Source organism: Nostoc sp. (genome assembly GCF_036918245.1).
In the GTDB taxonomy this organism is placed as follows: domain Bacteria; phylum Cyanobacteriota; class Cyanobacteriia; order Cyanobacteriales; family Nostocaceae; genus Nostoc.
This window is the reverse complement of record NZ_JBALEF010000089.1, coordinates 1-19,011: the sequence shown is the minus strand read 5'-3', so window position 1 is coordinate 19,011 and position 19,011 is coordinate 1. Positions and strand designations below refer to the sequence as shown.

Genomic DNA, 19,011 nt, shown 5'->3' with positions numbered 1-19,011 from the left:
TCCAGTTTATATAATATGACACCATCGGTTGCAGATAAAACACCAATTCCAGCCAAGGTCTGGAGACGACACACCGACCCACCAGGTTTGTGGATTTTTGTCGTTGTCAGTTCAATCTCTCTGCACTTGCTGGTGTTCTGGCTGATGCGCTCATCTAATGCATTTAGTCTGTGGTTCCCCCAGCAAAATCAATCTGCTGTTCCCATTGAATTGATAGACATTGCTCCTAAAACAAAATCAATAATCAAATCAAAATCACCAGTCAAAATAGTTTCGTCAAAGCCACTATCCTCAACTCAAAAGTCTATACCAGCACGTTCATCACAAACAGCACAAACTACGCCTAAAAATCAAGATTTTGGCGTAATAAATTCCCCTGAGAATCTCCAGAAAAAGAGCCGAATTTATGCCTCTCAACCTAATAGCGAACCCTCTAGACAACAGATAGTCCCCACGCCAACACCGACACCTACACCTAAAGCCACACCGAAACCTATAGCTAAAGTCACACCGAAACCTATAGCTAAAGTCACACCGACACCCAAAGCCACACCTACACCTACAGTTCCAGTCGGTAATTTACCTTGGAAGCGTCGTCAAGAAATTAAACTGGGAAAGGGAACGCAACTACCAACAGGTATTCCATCAAATCGACCAGTTTCAGAACCTGAAAATAGAGAAACTCCCGCAACTTCGACTAGGGAGACTCCAGCAACTTCGACTAGGGAGACTCCAGCAACTTCGACTAGGGAAACTCCAGCAACTTCGACTAGGGAAACTCCCGCAACTTCGACTGAGGGAGCATCGGTAGCAATAGTAGCTCCCTTATCTAGAAATCAAGTGATTAGCTTGATACAATCAAGAGGATTCCGACAAGATGCTTTACCCGACGTTATCGCTTTATACAGAGGAAGCAATACAAAACAATTAGACTCAAGTTTTCTTGTCCACAATTCAGGACTTGAGCCAGCACAACTCTTAGCTAGCTTGATAATTGATCAGAATGGCAACTTTCAACAAGCTGTAGTTCTAAAAATAGAACCAGTAGCACTGCAAAGTGAAAAAAGTACATACGAGCAAGTCCTGAGCGAAGTTTTCAAAACAGAAAACTTTATTGCTGCCCACAATAACGATGGCACAAAACCAGAATTAAGCAATCTGTATGTCAGGATCACAATCCAATCCGCCAATTCCAACTAAACACTTGAATTTTGGCAGAAACTGTGTTAAGTTTATAGGGTTGGAAATTTGCGGGCGTAGTTTAGTGGTAAAACTATAGCCTTCCAAGCTATTAATGCGGGTTCGATTCCCGCCGCCCGCTTAGAAAAAACTCTCAAAAATATTAGTGCAAGAAGTAAGTCTGAATCTTGCTAAAATAACTAATTAAACAGCAATTCAAAATTTTACACTCAGAGCAGCCAAATTCAAGACGAAATGAGGAATCAGGAAGACTTCTTCAACGACATCCGTACTTTGGCTACGTGCTTGTTGTTTGATAGTTGGCAGCACACTGGAAATAATCTCAATACGTTTTGATTTTTTGAATTTAGAATTGTTTGCTAATTGAGGTTTTCTAGGCGAATGCGTGGATCGGCTGCTTTGAGCATTAAGTCGGCGATTAAATTGCCAACAATCAGCAGTACTGCGCCCATTATCAAGCTTGCCATTAATAAATATAAATCTTGAGCTTGTAAAGCCTGTAAAGCCAATCTTCCTAAACCGGGCCAGTTGAAGAAAAATTCGGCGATGAAGGCACCATTTAATAAACCAGCTAATTCAAAACCCAATAAGGTAATTAAGGGATTTATAGCGTTGCGGAGTGCATGAACGTAGATGACGCGGTTTTCTGGTAAACCTTTGGCACGAGCCGTTTGGATGTAATCTTGACGCAGAACATCTAATAATTCGCCGCGAGTAATGCGTTGCAAACCAGCAAAACTAGTAATTGAGAGTGCGATGGTGGGTAAAATCATGTGCCAGCCGACATCTAAGATTCTGCCAAACCACGACAGTTCTGAGTGATTGATGCTAGTCATGCTACCCACTGGGAAAAACGGCGAGGTGATTTGGGCTAAAACCAGCAGTGCTAAGGCAGTGATGAAACTGGGAAAGCCTTGTCCTGCGTAACTAATCACCTGTAAAATCCGGTCTGCTGGCTTATTTTGTTTGACAGCGGCAAAGATCCCTAGAGGAATGGCGATCGCCCATGTGACAATTAAAGATGCGATCGCTAATAGCAATGTCGCTGGGACTCGTTCCCACAACAGCGATGCAACTGAACGTTGATAAATAAAACTCGTGCCAAAATCCCCTTTGGTTAAGATTCGCCATAGCCACAGCCCAAATTGTTCTGGCCAAGACTTATCCAGACCAAACTGCCGCTTGATTTCCTCAATTCTTTCAGGAGATATCTTCGGATTTTGCCGCAGCGTATCTACATAATCACCGGGAGCGAGTTGAATGATGAAAAACGACAACGCTGACGCCAACAACAAAGTTAGCAGTGCCTGCAATAGCCGCTTCGCCACATAAACAAAAGTTTCGCTCGTGACTAGCCCGATCAGCCAATCCCGACCTGTCTCCAAGGAAATTTTCGTAGATGTCATTTATATTTTGTCCTTTGTCATTTGTTCTTTGTTCTTCGTCCTTTGTCCTTCGTCATTTGCCAGTTGTTTTGCTATTGACCAATGACTAATGACTAATGACCAATGACTAATGACTAATATTCAATTAAAGAGATAATCGGCACGTCCGGCAAATGTGTACGTCCTTGTAAATCCCGTAGCTCGATAATAAACCCAAACCCTACTAGTTCACAGCCAATTTTCTGCACCAACTTTGCTGTGGCACTCGCAGTTCCACCTGTAGCAATCAAATCGTCCACAATCAAAACTCGGCTACCTTGGTGTAAAGCGTCTTGATGCACTTCTAGGCAATCTGTACCATACTCTAGTTCATATTCAATTGAGTGAACGGCTGCTGGTAACTTTCCTTTTTTGCGGATGGGAATAAAACCAACTCCTAATTTATAAGCCAGAGGTGCACCAAAAATGAATCCCCTCGACTCCATACCAATAACATAATCAGCTGTTATTCCAGCTTCATTGCATTTTTGTGTTAAAAAGTCAATAGTATAGCGCAGTCCCTCTGGATCGCGCAGTAACGTAGTAATATCCCGAAATAAAATTCCGGGTTTCGGGAAATCTGGAATGTCACGAACGAGAGACTTTAAATCCATAAAATGGGTAATGGGGAGTAGAAAATGGAGAATGGGGCATGGAGAATGAGGTAGATAAATTAATAAGCAATACCCAATGCACAATGCCCAATGCCCAATTTCAGATACCTGAAAAATCGTACACTATAATGTCATACGCTGGGGGTCAAGTGGGGGTAAAGGCTGAAGCTTCGCCCTTCATTGACGATAATTAGAATCTAAACCAAGCTAGAAAAGGTATTTCACTAATAAATGAGGTGAATTTAGTTATGTTTTAAAATTTTGATTTCAATATAGGGAAAACTTTGAGTAGAAAGAGTTAAGTAATGTATATATCAGGTAGTCATACTACTGCCACAAGTCTAACGCTCAAGTCTTGGCTACCGATCTTAAATTTGTTTTATCTAGTCTGTTGGAACCGCACAAGGTATTTATAGAATGAATGTTTCAGCAAGTTTAACGCCGTTCAACAGTCCAACCCAAGACTCACTGCCGATGATTCTGGACACTTTACCAGATCCTGCGATCGCTTCCAAAACTTGTCCTCGGAGAACTAGGCTGCAAATTGACCTGATTTTACTGGCAATTGAAGCTTTAGAGCTTGGTGGTTCGGAAGCAATCCTCGCTTTTGCTCAAGAGTTGGATCTTAAAGGAATTGTTAAAGACAGGGTGAATTTATGGCGGATGCGTAGCTCTAACCCGCTACGAAGAGCGCATATGCGCCGTCCCTTAACTATTATGGAAGCAAAAGCTCTGGTGGTCATTGCTTGCTACATAGCACGGCGTTTAACTGTTGTCATCCGCCAGTTATTAATGATATGTCAACAAATGGAAGAAAAACAGATTCCATTAGAACAGAATTTGCGGCTATCTAATTACCTAGAGCGGTTTAGGGCGCATTTTAAAAGCCGGATGAATACTCGACGTTCTGGTGTACTAGCATTAACTTCTGATGAAAAATTAGATGCGCTAGCAATAAATTTGTTAGGACAATTACTATTTTGTACTGGTACTGCTGGAATGCAGCGGTTCTGGATTAGTCTTTTTGACGGTGAAGTGGAATGAATATTCAACGTAAGTACAGTCTACCTAATTGTACTCTTCTTTTAGAAGGGTTAAGTGATGTCACTAGGGCTGCACAGTTCCAGGAAATGCGCCCAGAATTATCAATATTGGTAAATGCAGAATGCTATTTATCTGGTTACAATCAACCCCTAACGGGAGGGCGGGAATTTTTTGAAAGTTTGGTGAGGGCTGTTAGTGGTTACGCCCAAGAATTTCTGAGTACTGTACCCAATCCGCAAGCACATAACCAGGAATCGGAGCTAGTAGAGTTTCAAAAAATTGACGGCAACCGCCACAGGTTAATCATACATTCAGAGAATGCTCCAGAGGGGTTCGAGTCTCACTCTAATAATTCTAAACGTCCGCCTATTGAAATAGATTTGAATACGGTACAGTTGTTTGATTTAGTAGAAGCAGTGGATCAGTTTTTTGCTGATACCCAGACTTTACCAGAATTATCCCTAGAACTACAACCAGTTACTAGACGCTATGGCGGTGCCAGTCAAGCTGTAATTAGGCAGGCTGTTCCTGCTGCTGTGGGAGTATCGAGTTTAGCAGTAGCAGCGATCGCATTTAACTTGATTCCACCTCCCCAAATGCGTACACCGCAGCCTAAGCCAGATGAGCAAACTAGCTCTACAACAAAGAGCCTTAATCCTCCAGCATCAGCGGCTGCAACACCTATTGCAGCTGCAACACCTATTGCAGCTGCAACACCGACGACACCACCCACAGCTAATGAAAAGCCAGTAGTTAAAGATTTAGAAGCACTTTTAAATACAGTTCCAGAAATTACCGATCCATCCCAGCTGCGTGCATTGAATCGTCAAGTGTATAACCAAGTTCATCCAGCTTGGACTAAGCGTTCAGGATTGCAACAGGATTTAATCTATCGTTTGGGTGTAGCTGCGGATGGAGCGATCGTTGGTTATAAAGCGGTGAATAAAGAGGCTAATCAAGGAGTCGGGCAAACTCCTCTGCCTAACCTACTTTACAATCCTGCTAACCGCGCTCCCATTTTCAATGAACCGATCGCCCAATTCCGAATAGTGTTTACTACAAATGGTGTGCTGCAAGTTAGCCCTTGGCGAGGATATGCTAAGACACCAGAAGTACTCGGTGCAAAAATTACTGACTCTAATATCACTAAAGGTTTAAATCAAAAGCTTTATAATACAGTTCGCCAAACCTGGAGTGGCACTCCCACCTTTACACGAGATTTGAAATATCGGGTAGCAGTCAACAAAGATAGTGTAATTGCTGACTATGAACCACTTAATCAAGTCGCCTTTGATTATTTCCGAGAAACACCTCTTCCTAAGATGTTTAACGCTATCTATGGTTCTAATGTAGCTCCTCCCAATGACAAAGAACCTCTAGCCCACTTCCAAGTGATATTCAAGCCTAACGGCAAGCTCGAAGTCACTCCTTGGAAGGGATATCAGTAATTGGGTATGGGGCATTGGGCATGGGACATGGGGCATGGGGCAAGAGAATTAAGTTGCTATTCCCTATTCCCTATGGCTTTTAGGTAAGCATTGAGCTTGGGTAATAGTTCATCAAGAATTGGTTTGAATCTGCTTACCTGTTCATTTGTCAATAACTGTCTGGCGTAAGCTAACCTCAACCAACTGATAGCTTCATACAAAGACCCTCTCGCAATCTTGACAAAACGCCGATTATCTTAGTCGTTATACCTACCTCTACCTTCTGCGATGTTCGCACAAACACTATCAGCAGACCGAACAATTTGCTTGCCCAGTGTATCTTTAGTGAAATTGTCCCATCCTTTAGCAATACGCCAAATTTCATTAGCTAGCTTTTGGGCAAGTTCATAAACTTCTAAATCTTCAAAATCAGGTCTTCTCACAAAAGTCTATTGATCATTTATTGATCAATAGTTCCCAATTCTCAATGCCCAATGCCCAATTACCGTGTAATTCTCCGCATATAATTCCCCCATAATTGAGCTGCTTGAGCACTGCTGCCAGATGTCGGGGAATTATTGTCGTTTCCCAGCCAAACGCCAGTTACAAGTCGCTGACTGGGGATAAAACCAATAAACCACAAGTCAACGTTTTTATTAGTCGTGCCAGTTTTACCAGCTTCACCTAATCCAATGGCAGCACTACGACCAGTACCTCTTGCAATTACACCACGCATCAAACTAGTCATTTCATCGGCGACATTATTTGTCAACACTCGTTTGTTGGCACCTGGATCTTGGTCGAAGGAGTAGATTACACGACAGGTTTTGATATCATTGCGATCGCGGCAATCACCACTGTCTAAAATTCGGTTAATGGCATGGGGAGGATTGGACACACCGCGATTACCAATAGCGCCAAAAGCACCAGTCATTTCCAAAACATTAACTACACTTTGACCCAGTACCAAGCCGGGAACCGGATCTAGGTTTGACTTTACCCCCAAACGCTGCGCCATTGCCACGACTTTATCCAGCCCGACTTCTCTGGCAACTCGCAAGGCGATGGGATTTTCTGAAAGCGCCAGCCCGGTGGCAATATCTAAACTAGTGTCAGCACCAGCACGACAGGGTTTATAAGTAAAGCCTTGCCAAGTTAAAGGGGCGCAAGAATAACTTTTTGATTCTGGAATTCCCTGTTGAATAGCGGCGGTGTAAGCAAAGATTTTGAAGGTGGAACCTGGTTGTCTTTTGGCTTGAACAGCACGATTGAACTGACTTTTTTTGTAATCAGTCCCGCCTACCATTGCAAGGATACTGCCTGTACTAGAGTCAAGAGTGACTACTGCCCCTTGAGAAAAATTAAAATTTCTACCAGAGTTGTTCACTGAATTATTCAACGCTGCTTCTGCTTGTCTCTGTATCGCTGGATCGAGCTTGGTTTCAATGATATAATTACCTTCTCTTGCTGCTCCCTCCCCCAAGATTGATTCAAGTTCAGAGAAGACGTAACTGTAAAAATAAGGTGCGATCGTTTTAGCTTGCTGTTCGCAGACTTTAAGACTAATTTGGACAGTGGAACGTCTAGCTCGGTTCGCATCCTCTGGTTTAATTTTGCCCATGTCCAGCAACCGCTTAATTACGCGATTTCGGTATTCAGCCGCTTCTAGCTTATTTGGCCCATCCCCACAAAAATCGAAAGCGTTGGGAGCAGGTAAAATTCCTACCAATGTTGCTGCTTCTGCCAAAGTTAATTCTTTAGCCGGCTTCTCAAAGTAATATCGGGCTGCATCCTCAAAGCCAGAGGTATCACCTCCCAAAAAAACCCGATTTAAGTACATCAGCAAAATATCATCTTTGCTGTAAAAGGTTTCGAGCTTTAGGGCGACAACTGCCTCCCGCAATTTGCGGCCAAGGGTATCCTGTCTACCTACATACTCGCGGAACAAACTGCGGGCAACTTGCTGGGTAACGGTGCTGGCTCCTTGTTGCACATCTCCGCTGCGGCTATTAATCAACACAGCTCGTAAAATCCCCAGAGGATCAACCCCAAAGTGCCAGTAATAACGACTATCTTCTGAAGCCACTACCGCAGCAGGCAAATAAGGGCCAAATTCCTCTAATCGCTTCATGTCAACATGAGAGATTGTCCGAGGCTCTCTCAGGGGAGTGGCTCCATCACGGGCGTAAACAACTACTGGAGCGCGTGTCGCTGTCGGTAGAGGTTTGACTGAAAATTTCAGCCATTCGACGCCAATCACTAAAGTTAATAGGGCACTGACACCACCAACTCCATAAGCTGTCCAACTAGCAGCTTTGACATACCATGCTGGTGGATCGACATATTGTAACCGTACAGAAGCGGCGAGTTCTGGGGGCCCTAGAGTCAGAATATCGCCGTGACGCAGTTCTAGGGAGCTAACACGACGCTTGCCACGATAAATGCCATTGGTGGAGTTTTCGTCTTTGATCACGAAAACTGGTGTGCGCTGAGTAGAATTCCGCGATAGTGACAGGTGAATTTGGCTGACAACAGGGTTACGGATGACGATATCGCTGGATTTGGAACTACGACCGAGAATATAGCGATCGCCCAACAGTGGATATACCTCTGCTTTATCCGCCCCCGCATCCTGCACCCAAAGTTCTGGTACTTTGGCATTAGGCTTGAGCGCCAATTTTGAAAAATCGACCCTAGCTTGAATCGTATGTACTGCTTGAGTCAGTTGACCTAGTAACGTTTGTGGCTTGTGAGGGGGTTGGGGAGAACTCATCGGCTATTCACATCACAGTTTTTAATGAAGAATCGAGCGAATCACAATTAATTTAGATGTTAGTCTTTCATCATTTTACTCATAAGCCAAAGCATAAATTGACTATACGGAACTTTTTGAGCTAATTTATACTTTAGTTTATATTAAAGCTATAATTAATTTGTAATTTTAATCACCTACTTCATATAAGTAAAAACTTTTTATATCTTCTCAAAGGCTCATTTAAGGTAGTGTTACTAGTTCAATAACTACAACCATAATTTTCAATTTTGTCTTTTTAAACACTAGTTTTCAATAAATAACTGATTTAATTTTTACCAATTTTACATATCCACATCTTCTAAAACAAACCTAAATATCTTCATTTAGGAAGATTTTCTAAATCTTAATTATCTGCTTTAATGGGGCGAGTATTCCGTTGAGGTTAATTACAGTAATGATGGGAAAATCTCTGACCCTGATTGGTACAGCTTTATCTTTGGCACTTACCACTAATATTGCTGTAGCCGAATCCAGTAAATCCCCCATAGCCCAATCTACTAGCGACTCCACTAGCGCACCAACGGAAATCAAGCTGTCGCCAGAAGGTAAGAAAATTCTGTGCGATCATTTTCCGCTCAACTCCCGCTGTCCCGGCGGCACAGCAGCCACCCCTAGCGCTCCTGGTAGCACTACAGCACCAGCAGAAACAACAACGCCAAATAGCACCACCACTCCTGATAGTACAACTACACCAGGAACCACTACACCAGGAAGCTCAACCACTCCTCCTGAGTCTGGCACTCCCGAAACCACTCCAGCACCAGGAAGCGTTACTCCAACCACTCCTGAAGGCGCACCTAGCAACTTAACTCCAGTACCAGGAAGCGTTACTCCAACCACACCTGATGGCGCACCTAGCAACTTAACTCCAGCACCAGGAAGTTCAACCACTCCTGATGGCACTCCTGGTAGCACTACCGACCCAGGAAGCGCAACCCCACCTGAACAACCTGGCACTCCTGGCACGCCTGGCAGCAGTATAGAACCCGCACCCGGTAGCTCTCCCAGTACTCCCGGCTCTAGTTCGCCAAAAACTCCTACCACAGGTAATTAAATTAAAAGCTGGGGCATAATCTAAATAATGGTTTGCCATCAGCGATCGCAGGTGCATCTTCCTTGAACTCTTGCACCAGTTATGCAAACTGGTGTCAGGTGAGAAATAAAAAAAAATTGCTAAAACCTTATACGTAAAGTCTTCGCATATAAGACTGAGCAAGGGTTTAACTAAGTTAATAGCCTGGGGTTACTCATCCCAGGCTTAATAGTTTAATGCGATCTGCCAGTTGGAGTCGGTGTTTTTTGCAAGGAAGCAATTAACAGGCAAACAATACCGATACTAATAAATGAATCTGCCACATTAAATACAGCAAAGTTAATTAGGCGAAAATCAAGAAAATCAACGACGTAGCCTAAAACAAAACGATCAATACCGTTGCCCATAGCTCCACCTAAAATCAAGCCATAGCCTAACTGATCCCACAAATTTAATGTTGGGCCAATTAACGCCAAGGCTATCAATACTAAACTCACTCCTAAAGATAGCCAGCGCAACCACTCTACTTTCCCACTCAACAGACTAAAAGCCGCCCCAGTGTTAGTGACATAGGTGAAGTGAAATATCCCAGGTAAGAGTGGTAGTGTCTGCCCCAAGCTAAAGCTTTGTACTACCCAGTACTTTGTTATTTGGTCTAAGAAAAAAGCGATGAAGGCAGCGATCCAGAAAAGACGATTTTTTAAACGCATGGCAAATTAGTCATTGGTCATTGGTCATCGGTCATTAGTCATTGGTCATTAGTCATGAGCTTTTGACAAAGCGCAAAGTCTGAGCGCCGCCTTCCGGCGTTGGCGCAGCCCGCCGTAGGCATCAGAACTTTGTAAGAGAGGACAAAGACAAATAACAATGAACTAATAAAACATTAAGTGACGCAATATATATGCTATTACAGTAACTGCACAGACCACAGTTAGTTGACCTGGTAGTGCAAACCAGGAGTATCTAAGGATTGCTTGCATCAAGGTTAGATTTTCTGTGCCTTTCCACTGAAAAAGATAGCTAATAATCAAATAAGTAATACCGCATAGGTGGAGAGTTAACAAGCCACAGATGCAACTGAAGGCAAGAGTTTCTAGTCGAGGTCTTGCTTTAAAGGCAACTAAGCCACAAATCCAAGCTCCAGGAATAAAGCCTAGTAGATAGCCAAACCAAGATAGCTTGAGATAACCAATACCGCCGCCATCGGCAAATACTGGTAGTAAGGTTAACCCCATGACTAAATAGGCAATTTGCGAGAGTGCAGCCGCATTTTTGCCCCCTAAACAACCCACTAACAATACTGCGCCAATTTGAAAATTGACACCTAAAGAAAAAGTCTGAATTCCGTGCTGACTCCAAGTCCAAGGTAAGGTGATGCCATAAACTTCTAAGAAGGTACCACCCATTGTCAGGAGTAAGCCAATCATAGACCATAGTAATTGATTGGAAGCAGCAAACATTTATCAGGCAACCAAGGAAAAGCAAAAGGGAAAACCAACAGCAACTAGTATATTCATTAATATTGAAATGAAATTTGTGCTTACATCTTAAGAATTAGCATATTTTCTTTTGCCTTTTTGGTACGTAATTTTTCAGTTCTACGAATTGCAACTAAGGCGTCTATTGTCTGATTTTCTTGGCTGAAGAGTGCTGTGAATTCTGGTATTTAACCTAAAAAATGGTAAAGTCTACATTTATACTAGTATTTATACTAGTTTTGCAGAGCAGTGCCTAAATTTGGCTACAAAGTGTTTAATGCTTAATCTTAATTAATATTAATATATTTTTTTATAACTTGACTAACGAAAGTACACTAGCAATAAAGTTTTGTAAATGAGTACAACAAACTTACTGTAGTAATATTTCTATCTTAAACCTAAAGTAAGAGTATAAAATTTATCAATAAAATCTAGAAATAAGGGTTTGCACTTCATTAAAAAAACAAGTATCTTTTTGCTTTGTTAACCTTTCGTTAATCTCTATTGTTGTTCTTTGGGAGTATCTTAGAAACGCTCACCTGAAAAGTTACTAAAAAATTGATAGCGATGCTCTCACGTCTTAGTGCAACAAAAATTCATCGCCTCACAGGTTCAATTTCAGTGTTAGCACTGACAATCAGCCTAACAGCTTGTGGCGGACAGCAAGCACCAGATAATACAGTCACCAAGGATGCGCCTTCTGGCACTGCTACAGATACTACTGCCTCTAGCCCAGCTAAATTAGACCTTGGCGGAACCGTAAAGTTAAGCGGGGCTGGTGCGTCTTTTCCGGCACCACTGTACGATACCTGGTTCACAGATTTAAACAAAAAATATCCCAATCTGCAAGTTGACTATGCATCAGTTGGTAGCGGTTCTGGAGTTGAGCAATTTATCAAAGGCACTGTAGACTTTGGTGCCAGCGATGTCGCAATGAAGGATGAAGAAATCCAGAAAGTACCAGCAGATAGAGGTGTTATTTTACTGCCTGTGACTGCTGGTAGCATCGTGTTGGCTTACAACTTGCCTGATGTTCCAGAACTCAAGCTCCCACGAGCCGTTTACGCCGATATTCTACTAGGCAAAATCACGTCTTGGGATGATGCCCAAATTGCTAAGGCTAACCCAGGTGCAAAGCTTCCAAAAGAGTCAATCACAGTTGTTTATCGTTCCGATGGTAGCGGAACTACGGGTGTGTTCACAAAACACCTCAGCGCTATCAGCCCTGAGTGGAAAAGTAAAGTTGGTGAAGGCAAAACTGTCAACTGGCCTAAGGGAGTAGGTGCTAAAGGTAACGAGGGTGTTACTGCCCAAATCCAACAAACTCAAGGTTCCATTGGTTATGTAGAGTATGGCTATGCCAAACAAAATAGTCTCAAGTTTGCTGCTTTGGAAAATAAAGGCGGTAAGTTTGTTGTAGCTAGTGAGGAGTCAGCTTCTAAAACTCTCGAATCAGTAGCTCTACCCGCAAATCTCCGCTCCTTCATTTCCGATCCCGAAGGGGCTGATTCCTATCCCATCGTCACTTACACCTGGATTTTGGCTTACAAGAAATATCCCAATGCGGCAAAAGCCAAGGCGATTGAAGCTGCGCTCGAATACGCTTTAACTGATGGACAGAAGCAGGCTAGTGCATTAGGATATGTTCCTTTACCCTCAAATGTGATCACAAAGGTGGCTGCTGCTGCTGACCAAATCAGCCCAGAATATAAAATTTCTGTCGCCAGTGGTAGTAGCGCTAGCAAGTAAGCAATAAAACACGCTTATTAAGTAGTAACTTTGAACATTAAGTTACCATTGTATCAGTTGAAATAGATGATGAGGCGACAATTTTACTAATCTCGTTGCCTCCCATATTCTTCTCTGATTTAATTCTGAAAGTCGGTATTCATGACTACAAATTCTCAAAATCTTTCATCAGCGATGAAAAATCGCTCTGATGCCGAAAAATCCTTAGATTTGGGTTTTATTTGGCTGACTAAAATTTTCGCTTTTGGAGTTGCTGGGACTTTATTATGGATTGGGTCGCAGGTTGCAATTGCCTCTTGGCCTGCTATCCAAAAGTTTGGTGCTGGCTTTTTAGTCAACACCACTTGGAACCCGGTTAATGATAGCTACGGAGTTCTACCTCAAATATATGGAACTCTCGTGAGTTCTTTTATTGGTCTGCTGATAGCAGTGCCAATTGGGGTTGGTACTGCTATTGTACTGAGCGAGGATTTTTTGCCCGCTAAAGTGAAGCTGGTACTGGTTTTTGCAGTAGAACTGCTCGCAGCTATTCCCAGCGTTGTCTACGGGGTGTGGGGTATTTTCGTTTTAGTGCCAATCTTAACCAACTTGGGAAAATGGCTCAATGGTTACTTTGGCTGGCTGCCATTTTTTAGCACTTCTCCTACAGGGCCAGGAATGTTACCGGCGGGAGTCATCTTAGCAATTATGACTTTGCCCATAATCACAGCCTTATCGCGCGATGCCTTGATTTCTGTACCCCCCAGTTTGCGCCAAGCCTCTATAGGGCTGGGAGCAACCCGCTGGGAAACAATTTTGCAAGTTCTCATTCCAGCAGCTTTTTCGGGCATAGTTAGTGCTGTGATGCTGGGACTTGGCCGGGCAATGGGAGAAACAATGGCTGTAACGATGTTAATCGGCAACTCCAACAACATCAGTCTTTCTCTTTTAGCACCAGCCAATACGATTTCTTCTCTATTGGCAAATCAATTTTCAGAAGCGAGTGGTTTGCAAGTTGCGGCTTTAATGTACGCGGCTTTAATTCTATTTTTTTTGACACTAGTAGTCAATATTCTGGCAGAGTTGATCGTTCTGAGAGTCAAGCGAATATAGCTTAGTTTTGGGTTAAATTATGACTTCTAATTTTCCAGAGCGCAGTTTAACTCGCTCCCCCACGTCTCAAAGGACACTGTTTAATACAGTGATGACCGTAATCGCTTTTACCTGCGGAGTATTGGCACTTTTACCTTTGCTAGCAGTGCTTTCTTATGTGATTATTAAAGGCTTTAGCAGTCTGAGTCTGGCCGTGTTTGTGGAATTGCCACCTAAAGCTCTCCAAAAGGGAGGAGGCTTTGGTAATGCCATTTTAGGTACGTTACTAATGGTAGGAATTGCTGCCTTGATTAGTATCCCATTTGGAGTTTTAGGGGCGATTTACATCACAGAATTTAGTTCGGCGAGAGTAGCTAGATGGGTGCGTTTTGCAGCTAACGTCCTTAGTGGAGTTCCCTCAATTATTGCTGGGGTATTTGCCTATGGGATTGTAGTTTTGACAATGGTAAAGTTGAACTTAGGATCGTATTCAGCTCTAGCTGGAGGGTTTGCACTAGCAATTTTGATGTTGCCAATTATTCTGCGAACCACTGATGAAGCGTTACAGTTAGTATCGCAAGATTTGCGACAAGCATCTGTAGGGTTGGGAGCGACTAACTTTCAAACGGTGAGTCAAGTAGTCTTACCAGCAGCTTTACCCGCTATTGTAACTGGGGCAACGTTAGCGATCGCCAGAGCATCTGGAGAAACCGCACCTTTGCTATTTACTGCTCTATTTTCTAACTTTTGGCCAGATGGTTTATTCCAACCAACAGCTTCCCTGGCTGTTTTAGTTTACAAATACGCCATTTCTCCGTTTAAAAATTGGCAATCTCTAGCTTGGGCAGCATCTTTAATTTTGGTATTGATGGTTCTAATCACAAGTATCATCGCTCGCTGGGCAACTCGCAAAAAAGCTTAGTAAACAACCATCCACAGTGCAAATCCCATCGTTTAAACTAACACTAGATTTAATTTATGGCTACCAACACTAGGACAGTGAATAACACTGAAACCGTTTTACGCACTGAAAATCTCAACGTTTACTATGGCAAGTTTTTAGCCTTACAGAATATTTGGCTAGATATACCGAAAAATCAGGTGACAGCTTTTATCGGCCCTTCTGGTTGTGGTAAAAGTACGTTGTTGCGATGCTATAACCGTCTCAATGACCTGATTGAGTCATTTCGGGCAGAAGGTAAAATACTTTTTTACGATAAAAATTTGTATGCATCCGACATCGACCCTGTAGAAGTGCGTCGGAGAATTGGAATGGTGTTTCAAAGACCAAACCCATTTCCTAAATCAATTTATGACAATATTACTTTTGGAGCCAAAATCAACGGCTATAAAGGTAATTTGGATGAATTGGTAGAAAGCAGTCTCAGAAAAGCAGCTTTGTGGGATGAAGTCAAAGATAAACTACAGCAAAGTGGCTCATCTTTATCGGGTGGACAACAACAACGGTTATGTATTGCTCGTGCGATCGCAGTACAACCTGAAATTATACTGATGGATGAACCTTGCTCCGCTCTTGACCCTATTTCCACCTTGCGTGTTGAAGAACTGATTCACGAACTTAAAGAGCAATATACTATTGTCATTGTCACCCATAATATGCAGCAAGCAGCGCGTGTTTCTGATAAGACAGCCTTTTTTAATGTTCGGACTTCAGAAACAGGAACCCGTAATGGCTATATGGTAGAGTATGATGCAACAGAAGTAATTTTCAACAATCCTCAGCAGGAAGATACCAGAGATTACGTCAGTGGCAAATTTGGATAAATAAATATTTTACATTGTTGATATTAAAGCAATGAGGGATACTCGGAAATTAAAGTTGTGCGATATTCCTCTATGTTTTTTATTTTAAGGATTTTTTTCTCCCCAACAAACTTCATCTCCATGCTGTCCGATGTCTATTACTTGGTGCGCTCAAAAACTGACGGGAATTATCTTATAGCTCGTCCTGATGCTGAAACATCAGGTTATTTATTGCTGTTTCAAGAAAACTTTGACGCCCTTAGCTATCTCAACACCCATGCGGCAGAAGTGGCAAATCGCTTTGCAGTGGAATCTATTGCGCGTACACAGTTGGGAAACTTGCTCAAGCGTTGGGGTTTTAGCGGTGTGGGTATTGTGACTGACCCGTTATTGCCCAAAATTGAGTTTTTACAGCACAATTAACTAATTCGTAATTCGTAATTTTTATTAATTAAATAGTTGTGCAATCGCACAAGTAAAATCAGGCAATAGGGGTGAACTCAATTCATCACCATTGAATAACGTTGCAACTAATTTTAAACTCGCTTGTTCGCGTCGATATACTTCCACCTGTTGCTTGCGCCAATCTACAATCCAATATTCTCTGACACCTCGTGATGAGTAGAGCTTAAGTTTTAGTTCTCTGTCCCGCTTTTCATTTTCACTACCAGCAGATAGCACCTCTACAATCAGTTCTGGCGCACCAGTCAAATGCCCTGCCTCGTCTAAAAGTAGAGGCAATGTCTGATTGCTAGCCCAGACAACATCGGGAATAACATTATCATTATCGCCAAAAATTATTCCTGGAGCAGTCACAACTTCTCCCAGACCAGTAGTTTGTGACCAGTTATCCAAGGAAGTGCTAATTCTCACACAAGTTTTTTGATGCTTCCAGTGGGGCGCCTTAGTCACAAACAATTCTCCGTCAATAATTTCATAGCGATTCCCGTTATCTGGAAACAACTCTAAATCGGCGGTAGTCCAGCGCACTCTTTCAGATATTGGCTGGTTCATAAATCATCTCTGTTAGGGATTTACCTATTTTAGCCTGAGTGGAAACGGAACATTATAGCGTTTCTTGTTTGTATGCAATACAGTCTGACCTCTCTCCTTTTAGACTTTGAATCTTACTCCCTAACGCTAGTAGGGAAGGAGAAGTTGCTGTAGAGTTGGAAAAATGTTTGAGTCTATCTGAAGAAGATAGGATTTTTGCTGTGAAAAATGTTTTGGCTGCTAATGGGGCGTATAGAGAAAGTAATTCCTCTTTATTCTGCAAAAATCAAAAATACAAAAAGAGATGATAATTATGTAAATTTAGATAAATTAGTATCAATCTGTAATGTAGTGTTAGAAAATTTTACTCAAGATAGGTTTACTGAAAAATGGGTTGTTATTAAAAATAATCTCGCATCTCTTTACTGTGATACTCCACATCCTAATCGCTCAAATAACTTTGAATTAGCTATAGATATTTACAATGAAGTATTAGGTGTATTGAATAAAGAATCATTTCCTGAAGAATGGGCAAATACTCAAATGAATATGGGTATTGCATATGATAAAAGGGTTCAGGGAGATCCCCAAGAAAATTTTAATTTGGCAGTTAAAGCTTATCAGAATTCTTTAAAAATTTATACTTGTGAGAATCATCCATTTACATGTGCCATACTTCAGAATAACTTAGGTAATGCTTACCGGGATCAAGGATTAGCCACTTCTGCAATAAATTATTATTGGTTAGCCTTAGAAATTCATATACACACAGCTTACCCTAATGAATCACTTAGAGCTTCTCGCAATCTTGGTAATACAGCTTTTAAATTTGGATACTGGGACGAAGCTATTAAAGGCTATAGTATTGCTATTAAAGCAGTAGAGACTAGCCGTAGTTGGGTAAAATCTGAATCACGTCGTCAAAAGATTCTAGAAGAATCCATCGGCATTTACGAAAGCATGGTGCAAGCCTGTATCAACGTCGGACAAATAGAAAAAGCTTTTGAATATTCAGAGCGATCGCGTTCTAAACGCCTGGTAGACTTAATGGCAAGCTACAACCTCTCTAAAGGCGAAGAAATTCCCCCGAAAATCCAAGAATTATTGCAGCAGTATGAAGAACTGCAACGGCAAATTGATCAAGAACGCCAAAGCCATAAATCTGAAAATAATCGCAGTAAAACACGCGCTGTTTGGGAAGCTTATAATGAGGCGATCGCATCTTTAAAAACTCAAAAACAACAAGTTTGGGAAAATCTCAGACGCGAAGATCCCGTATTAGCTGGCGAAATTCAAGTTAACCCCCTCAGCTTATCGGAAATTCAAAAGCTAATTGACCAACCCAATACAGCTATCCTCAGTTTCTACACTACCAACAGCGACACTCATATTTTTGTTGTGCAGCAAAACCAAATTACTTTCCACACCTGCACAGGACAAGGGTTAAATACGTTGCAAGGCTGGATTAACCAGAATTGGTTATTGCCTTATATGAATGATTCCCAAAAATGGGAAACTCAAATTAATAGTATTCTCCGCGAACTAGCTGAACGCCTGCAAATATCTGAACTCATTGACCAACATCTTGAAGAAATAGAAGAGTTAATTTTAGTACCTCACATATTACTACATCAGATTCCGTTTGCTGCTTTGCCTACAGGAGAATATCAGAAATATTTAGGAGATAAATTTATTATTCGTTATACCCCAAGCTGCCAAATTTTAGAATTTTGTCAACAACGCGACAATGTAGGGAAATTTAATGAAATATCTCTACAATATGGAACTGTGGAAGATGCCGAAGATAACCTTCCCTGTGCCAGATTTGAAGGCGAACAACTCGCCAAAATGTACAACATTCCACCAGAAAACAGATTAATTGGCAGCAGCCAAGCTACCTCTAACAAGTATCGACAGTTAGCACAACAAGTTCAAGTACTTCATTGCTGCCACCATGCCCAATCTCGCCTTGATAATCCCTTAGAATCACAGTTAAAATTAGCTGATGGTAGCATCACCTTGGGGCAATTGATGACACCAAGCTGGCGTTTACCTCAACTTGTAGAAGTATTTCTGTCTTGCTGCGAAACTAATTTGGGTACTCCTTCCTTAACTGACGATATTCTTACTCTCTCCACAGGCTTTTTGTGTGCTGGTGCTAGAAGCGTTGTTAGTACTTTGTGGTCAGTTAATGATTTAGCTACAGCATTATTTTCTATTTTTTACTACCAGCAGCGACAAGAAGGTAAAAACCGCCCTGAAGCATTACATAAAGCCCAAATTCAGCTACGAGAATTTACAAAATTAGTAAGGATTCAGGTCTAATATTTAGGAAGCAGTGATGGCCGAGACAGATAATTATTAGAATTAGCCAGCAGTGCTTGTGCAAAAAAGTCAAT

16 protein-coding genes, 1 tRNA gene and 1 pseudogene are annotated in these 19,011 nt (G+C 41.9%); 11 read left to right on the top strand and 7 right to left on the bottom strand.

Going from position 1 to position 19,011, the window contains the following annotated elements; genetic code table 11:
* Positions 1-15: 15 nt before the first annotated feature.
* Together V7L12_RS25220 and V7L12_RS25215 are read left to right on the top strand one after the other, a co-directional pair.
* Positions 16-1,200 carry a hypothetical protein gene (locus V7L12_RS25220; protein WP_335088522.1) on the top strand — a complete coding sequence of 395 codons (1,185 nt, stop codon included), beginning with the start codon at positions 16-18 and terminating at the stop codon, positions 1,198-1,200.
* A gap of 50 nt (positions 1,201-1,250) precedes the next feature.
* Positions 1,251-1,321 (top strand) — tRNA-Gly (locus V7L12_RS25215).
* Between the two features lie 238 nt (positions 1,322-1,559).
* Here V7L12_RS25215 and V7L12_RS25210 read toward each other — a convergent pair.
* Positions 1,560-2,606: an ABC transporter permease gene (locus V7L12_RS25210; RefSeq protein WP_335088520.1), complete on the bottom strand. Its 1,047-nt coding sequence runs from the start codon at positions 2,604-2,606 to the stop codon at positions 1,560-1,562.
* A 113-nt stretch (positions 2,607-2,719) separates the two neighbouring features.
* Positions 2,720-3,238 carry an adenine phosphoribosyltransferase gene (locus tag V7L12_RS25205; RefSeq protein ID WP_335088518.1) on the bottom strand — a complete coding sequence of 173 codons (519 nt, stop codon included), beginning with the start codon at positions 3,236-3,238 and terminating at the stop codon, positions 2,720-2,722.
* A 417-nt stretch (positions 3,239-3,655) separates the two neighbouring features.
* On the opposite strand from V7L12_RS25205, the gene V7L12_RS25200 reads away from it, so the two are divergent.
* Positions 3,656-4,282, top strand: a complete 627-nt coding sequence (locus V7L12_RS25200; protein ID WP_292774545.1) for a DUF3038 domain-containing protein — start codon at positions 3,656-3,658, stop codon at positions 4,280-4,282.
* Positions 4,279-5,730 carry a DUF4335 domain-containing protein gene (locus tag V7L12_RS25195; protein WP_335088516.1) on the top strand — a complete coding sequence of 484 codons (1,452 nt, stop codon included), beginning with the start codon at positions 4,279-4,281 and terminating at the stop codon, positions 5,728-5,730. The genes V7L12_RS25200 and V7L12_RS25195 overlap by 4 nt, the downstream gene beginning before the upstream one ends.
* 56 nt (positions 5,731-5,786) lie before the next feature.
* On the opposite strand, the pseudogene V7L12_RS25190 reads toward V7L12_RS25195, so the two are convergent.
* Together V7L12_RS25190 and V7L12_RS25185 are read right to left on the bottom strand one after the other, a co-directional pair.
* Positions 5,787-6,152: pseudogene (locus V7L12_RS25190) on the bottom strand (four helix bundle protein).
* A 59-nt stretch (positions 6,153-6,211) separates the two neighbouring features.
* Positions 6,212-8,482 (bottom strand): transglycosylase domain-containing protein, encoded by a 2,271-nt coding sequence (locus tag V7L12_RS25185; protein ID WP_335088514.1) that lies wholly within the window; start codon positions 8,480-8,482, stop codon positions 6,212-6,214.
* 436 nt (positions 8,483-8,918) lie between these two features.
* On the opposite strand from V7L12_RS25185, the gene V7L12_RS25180 reads away from it, so the two are divergent.
* Positions 8,919-9,578 carry a hypothetical protein gene (locus tag V7L12_RS25180; protein WP_335088512.1) on the top strand — a complete coding sequence of 220 codons (660 nt, stop codon included), beginning with the start codon at positions 8,919-8,921 and terminating at the stop codon, positions 9,576-9,578.
* A 212-nt stretch (positions 9,579-9,790) separates the two neighbouring features.
* Here the strand turns inward: V7L12_RS25180 and lspA are convergent, their stop codons facing one another.
* Both lspA and V7L12_RS25170 read right to left on the bottom strand, forming a co-directional pair.
* Complete coding sequence (lspA, locus tag V7L12_RS25175) at positions 9,791-10,267, bottom strand: signal peptidase II (RefSeq protein WP_334849097.1); 477 nt, start codon at positions 10,265-10,267, stop codon at positions 9,791-9,793.
* A gap of 162 nt (positions 10,268-10,429) precedes the next feature.
* Positions 10,430-11,017 (bottom strand): biotin transporter BioY, encoded by a 588-nt coding sequence (locus tag V7L12_RS25170; protein ID WP_335088510.1) that lies wholly within the window; start codon positions 11,015-11,017, stop codon positions 10,430-10,432.
* Between the two features lie 585 nt (positions 11,018-11,602).
* Here V7L12_RS25170 and pstS point away from each other — a divergent pair.
* The 5 genes from pstS (at position 11,603) to V7L12_RS25145 (ending at position 16,042) form a co-directional block, all read left to right on the top strand.
* Entirely contained in the window at positions 11,603-12,784 is a 1,182-nt protein-coding gene (pstS, locus tag V7L12_RS25165) for a phosphate ABC transporter substrate-binding protein PstS (protein ID WP_335088508.1), read from the top strand.
* Between the two features lie 141 nt (positions 12,785-12,925).
* The gene (pstC, locus tag V7L12_RS25160) at positions 12,926-13,876 is read left to right on the top strand and encodes a phosphate ABC transporter permease subunit PstC (RefSeq protein ID WP_292774533.1); all 951 of its coding nucleotides are present in this window, start codon (positions 12,926-12,928) and stop codon (positions 13,874-13,876) included.
* 19 nt (positions 13,877-13,895) lie between these two features.
* Entirely contained in the window at positions 13,896-14,777 is an 882-nt protein-coding gene (gene pstA, locus V7L12_RS25155; protein WP_335088506.1) for a phosphate ABC transporter permease PstA, read from the top strand.
* A 56-nt stretch (positions 14,778-14,833) separates the two neighbouring features.
* Positions 14,834-15,640, top strand: a complete 807-nt coding sequence (pstB, locus tag V7L12_RS25150; protein ID WP_292774531.1) for a phosphate ABC transporter ATP-binding protein PstB — start codon at positions 14,834-14,836, stop codon at positions 15,638-15,640.
* A 120-nt stretch (positions 15,641-15,760) separates the two neighbouring features.
* The gene (locus tag V7L12_RS25145) at positions 15,761-16,042 is read left to right on the top strand and encodes a hypothetical protein (RefSeq protein WP_289795754.1); all 282 of its coding nucleotides are present in this window, start codon (positions 15,761-15,763) and stop codon (positions 16,040-16,042) included.
* 24 nt (positions 16,043-16,066) lie between these two features.
* Here V7L12_RS25145 and V7L12_RS25140 read toward each other — a convergent pair whose 3' ends face one another.
* Positions 16,067-16,633 (bottom strand): Uma2 family endonuclease, encoded by a 567-nt coding sequence (locus V7L12_RS25140; RefSeq protein ID WP_335088504.1) that lies wholly within the window; start codon positions 16,631-16,633, stop codon positions 16,067-16,069.
* Between the two features lie 207 nt (positions 16,634-16,840).
* On the opposite strand from V7L12_RS25140, the gene V7L12_RS25135 reads away from it, so the two are divergent.
* The gene (locus V7L12_RS25135; RefSeq protein ID WP_335088502.1) at positions 16,841-18,937 is read left to right on the top strand and encodes a CHAT domain-containing protein; all 2,097 of its coding nucleotides are present in this window, start codon (positions 16,841-16,843) and stop codon (positions 18,935-18,937) included.
* Positions 18,938-19,011 lie beyond the last annotated feature (74 nt).

Bases quoted from the DNA above. Each gene is read 5' to 3' on its own strand.
- V7L12_RS25220 (WP_335088522.1), top strand. From the start codon at position 16: ATGACACCATCGGTTGCAGATAAAACACCAATTCCAGCCAAGGTCTGG.
- V7L12_RS25210 (WP_335088520.1), bottom strand. From the start codon at position 2,606: ATGACATCTACGAAAATTTCCTTGGAGACAGGTCGGGATTGGCTGATC.
- V7L12_RS25205 (WP_335088518.1), bottom strand. From the start codon at position 3,238: ATGGATTTAAAGTCTCTCGTTCGTGACATTCCAGATTTCCCGAAACCC.
- V7L12_RS25200 (WP_292774545.1), top strand. From the start codon at position 3,656: ATGAATGTTTCAGCAAGTTTAACGCCGTTCAACAGTCCAACCCAAGAC.
- V7L12_RS25195 (WP_335088516.1), top strand. From the start codon at position 4,279: ATGAATATTCAACGTAAGTACAGTCTACCTAATTGTACTCTTCTTTTA.
- V7L12_RS25185 (WP_335088514.1), bottom strand. From the start codon at position 8,482: ATGAGTTCTCCCCAACCCCCTCACAAGCCACAAACGTTACTAGGTCAA.
- V7L12_RS25180 (WP_335088512.1), top strand. From the start codon at position 8,919: ATGATGGGAAAATCTCTGACCCTGATTGGTACAGCTTTATCTTTGGCA.
- lspA (WP_334849097.1), bottom strand. From the start codon at position 10,267: ATGCGTTTAAAAAATCGTCTTTTCTGGATCGCTGCCTTCATCGCTTTT.
- V7L12_RS25170 (WP_335088510.1), bottom strand. From the start codon at position 11,017: ATGTTTGCTGCTTCCAATCAATTACTATGGTCTATGATTGGCTTACTC.
- pstS (WP_335088508.1), top strand. From the start codon at position 11,603: ATGCTCTCACGTCTTAGTGCAACAAAAATTCATCGCCTCACAGGTTCA.
- pstC (WP_292774533.1), top strand. From the start codon at position 12,926: ATGACTACAAATTCTCAAAATCTTTCATCAGCGATGAAAAATCGCTCT.
- pstA (WP_335088506.1), top strand. From the start codon at position 13,896: ATGACTTCTAATTTTCCAGAGCGCAGTTTAACTCGCTCCCCCACGTCT.
- pstB (WP_292774531.1), top strand. From the start codon at position 14,834: ATGGCTACCAACACTAGGACAGTGAATAACACTGAAACCGTTTTACGC.
- V7L12_RS25145 (WP_289795754.1), top strand. From the start codon at position 15,761: ATGCTGTCCGATGTCTATTACTTGGTGCGCTCAAAAACTGACGGGAAT.
- V7L12_RS25140 (WP_335088504.1), bottom strand. From the start codon at position 16,633: ATGAACCAGCCAATATCTGAAAGAGTGCGCTGGACTACCGCCGATTTA.
- V7L12_RS25135 (WP_335088502.1), top strand. From the start codon at position 16,841: ATGTTTTGGCTGCTAATGGGGCGTATAGAGAAAGTAATTCCTCTTTAT.